4 protein-coding genes are annotated in these 2954 nt (G+C 45.4%); all 4 read right to left on the minus strand.

The window, feature by feature from the left end; genetic code table 11:
* Window positions 1-205 precede the first annotated feature (205 nt).
* The gene (locus ACHHZ6_RS24570; protein WP_395123178.1) at window positions 206-490 is read right to left on the minus strand and encodes a type VI secretion system PAAR protein; all 285 of its coding nucleotides are present in this window, start codon (window positions 488-490) and stop codon (window positions 206-208) included.
* A gap of 128 nt (window positions 491-618) precedes the next feature.
* Window positions 619-1179 carry a hypothetical protein gene (locus ACHHZ6_RS24575; RefSeq protein WP_395123179.1) on the minus strand — a complete coding sequence of 187 codons (561 nt, stop codon included), beginning with the start codon at window positions 1177-1179 and terminating at the stop codon, window positions 619-621.
* Window positions 1154-2143 carry a hypothetical protein gene (locus ACHHZ6_RS24580; RefSeq protein WP_395123180.1) on the minus strand — a complete coding sequence of 330 codons (990 nt, stop codon included), beginning with the start codon at window positions 2141-2143 and terminating at the stop codon, window positions 1154-1156. The genes ACHHZ6_RS24575 and ACHHZ6_RS24580 overlap by 26 nt, the downstream gene beginning before the upstream one ends.
* Before the next feature lie 11 nt (window positions 2144-2154).
* Window positions 2155-2954 (minus strand): hypothetical protein (locus tag ACHHZ6_RS24585; protein WP_395123181.1); only part of this gene is annotated, 800 nt, incomplete at its 5' end.

Consider the following 2954-nt stretch of genomic DNA (forward strand, 5'->3'; position numbering starts at 1 on the left):
CGCGTTCTTTTCCAGAAAGTCCGTTGCCGCCAGGTCCGGCAGGTCGCTGGCGATATCCACTTCCAGGGTAAAAGGCGTGGAATGGCACTGCTGAAGCGTGAACCCCACCACGGCAGTGGACGTTTCACCCAGCCCGTCTATATTCAGCGTGAAACGCAGACCCTGTTGTGACATAATATTTTCCCTTAAAATCTTAAAAAGTATGTCAGCCGATATTGACTGTACCGCTGCCGATAACCACGCCGCCGCAGTCCACCGCATCACCGGTTCTGGCTGCTGGTTTGCCGTCAATAAATACCGCGGAAGAGCCGCCCGCTATTTTACGCGGATGAGGCGGATGCTCCGGTTTGGAATGCGGCGTCAGCGGGTCGCCCTGCCGGGCGGCGGGCAGGCCGTCAATAAATACGGTTGATGAACCCGCAATAATCACGGTCTCGTAATAACCGTCGTGCTGGGTGCCTTTGTCACTGAGTCGGGCTGCTGTGGGCATATAAATAAATCCTCCGAATATCCATTGAGAAATAATATATTATTTGAAGGTGTAGATAATCAGTAATTTTGTTTGTGCAATATATATGAGACATGATTTTTATATGTTCCTTTAAATTTTTAATTTGATCATCGCTCAATGCAAATGCTATTCCCCTTTATGGAGTAAAATGTTTTTGGAATATTATTGCCACGTTCATCTTTTTTTGAAAACCACTCAAGGCTAAAACCAAAATTATTCCATCTAAAAGAACTATAGTCTTTATCACTGTTCGGAAAACCAGACTCAAGGCTTGCCATAGAAAAGCTTTGCTTACAACTGCCGGCTAAAACATTCCCCACAAGATCGATTCCATTTGCATTCATCCTATACACATGTAACCATAATTCTACACCACTACCACAAAAACCTTCGGGTTGTTCTGGATTAGATGGCTCTCGTTGAAAAATAGCGAAATAAGTGTCATTCCCGATTCTATTAAAAGAATCAACAACAACCCAATTTACATACTCACTCGTCAATGGTACAATAAATTTGTTATTCGGCTTTGACGAGCTCAAAATATATAATTTATTCCCATCAGTAAAGAAAGAATATTTTGTATTTGCAAAAACAGGACTTGACACCAAACATAGAAAAATTAAAATAGTCTGTCTTAGAAACCTATTCACCAAGTATATGGTCTGCATAACAAACTCCTGTATAGCGCCATGGGTGCTCATTATTCTGACCGTGAGTTCCATCTGGATATTGACCTTGATCGCGGTTATGCAACTCATCCTCTGTCCTGTTTGCATTTGCAGGATTAGTTGTATCCCAGCCTATGTTTCCTGTTTGTGTATCGCATAATATATTGTTTCTTCTAGCCCACTGATGCTGTGGCTCGTCCCATACGTGATAAGAACCACCATTCCATCGGCTAAAAGTTTCATGCTGCAATTGTTCTTCTGTATAAGTTCGACCCTGGGCTCCAAGATAGTTTTCAGCCTCTCGTCTTTTTTGTCGATATAGAGATGCTCCACCGAGTATATTTTCCTTCCAACTCCATACCTGTGTATAGGTCGGAGTTGGGTTTGTCATTTGTGTTATACCATATCCTTGATCGAATGAAGTAATTGGTTCAGAGTCAAAATTAATAAAATGCTTCGCTGCTGTCTCTTGCTCCAGTATTTTATCAAACCCAGAAAGACCATCCTGCGCATTAACAAAGGTCGTCACATCCTCCAGAGCGGGGTTTGCCCCTTTTATTGTTACAGTTTTTTCGAGAGTTATATGACCAGCTATAACTTTAACCTTAAGTTCACCGCCTATAATATCTCCGCCAAATTCTGCATTCCATTTCTTTTGTGTTGAAGTAAAAGAACCATCCTTAGAAAAACTTCTCAAGACAGCCCCTCGCCTTGCTCTTTCTTTTAAACCACTGGCTTTAGCATCCCATTTTATAGACCATGCCCACTGATATGGACCTGGTTCATCGGTTCTAAATTCAAATACGATATCAGGTAAGCTTGCATCGACATTCATGTTAAAAACAACATTATCATTCGGTCTAATCCATGATGTGGTAGCTGGTGCTGATATAACCCTCACAACGCTATCCCTCGTTTCGTTAGTTCTTCCGGCATTTGTAGCCTGTTGCCTTTGCCCAACCATAAATAATTACCTCACTCTAAATTAAAACTAATTGATAGAGATTCAGGGGTGTCAGTATGTACCCGCTGTGTAAAACCATTCTTATCCGTTACCCCCTCCCAGCTCCGTCCTGAAAGGCTTGTGATTTTATATGGAATATTACTCAATGTATTTTTACCCAGATCGTCAAAAATTTGAAACTGCTCGTTAAAACCGTTCTCATCCGCCAGCGCCTCCAGCACGCCCGGCTGCATCACCCCCACCGGCGTCCCCGCGCTCCCCCCGCCATTCAGATTGATTTTCGGCCCCATAATATCCACGCCATCCGCCTGAATGACAATGAATGAACCGCCCACCTTCAGGCTTATCTGACTGCTGCTCTCCAGTACGATATCGCCATCGACCTTTATCCCCAGCGCCCCGCTCACCTTCCTCGCCAGGTCTCCCTTCACCTCCAGACTGTGCGTCCCCTTCACCAGACTGATATGGTCGCCGGTGGTGGTGTGTTCCTGCTTCCCTTCCACCGTCACCTTACGGTCATTCTTCACATACAGCCCGTCGTCGTGGCTGATGCTCGCCATCCGGTCGTTCGTGACCTTCAGCGTCTGGTCGTTATGTACCGTGATGCTCCGGTCGTTCGCCACCGTAATCGTCTGGTCGTGACCACCTTCCTTTTTCGTGCCCACGTTCACCGTCTGTCCCACTACCACCGTTTCCGTGTGATTGTTGTTCACCGTCGTCGTCCGGTCATGCAGCACTTCCGTCGTCATGTCCTTTTGCGCGTGCATGTACAGCTCTTCCTGACCCGTCGCATCCTCAAACCGCAGCTCAT

Origin of the sequence: Enterobacter cloacae complex sp. 2024EL-00214, assembly GCF_043945575.1 — a bacterium.
Lineage (GTDB): Bacteria > Pseudomonadota > Gammaproteobacteria > Enterobacterales > Enterobacteriaceae > Enterobacter > Enterobacter cloacae_P.

What these genes read in the sequence shown, in the direction of transcription:
- ACHHZ6_RS24570 (WP_395123178.1), bottom strand. Translation starts at nt 490, where the DNA reads ATGCCCACAGCAGCCCGACTCAGTGACAAAGGCACCCAGCACGACGGT.
- ACHHZ6_RS24580 (WP_395123180.1), bottom strand. Translation starts at nt 2,143, where the DNA reads ATGGTTGGGCAAAGGCAACAGGCTACAAATGCCGGAAGAACTAACGAA.
- ACHHZ6_RS24575 (WP_395123179.1), bottom strand. Translation starts at nt 1,179, where the DNA reads ATGCAGACCATATACTTGGTGAATAGGTTTCTAAGACAGACTATTTTA.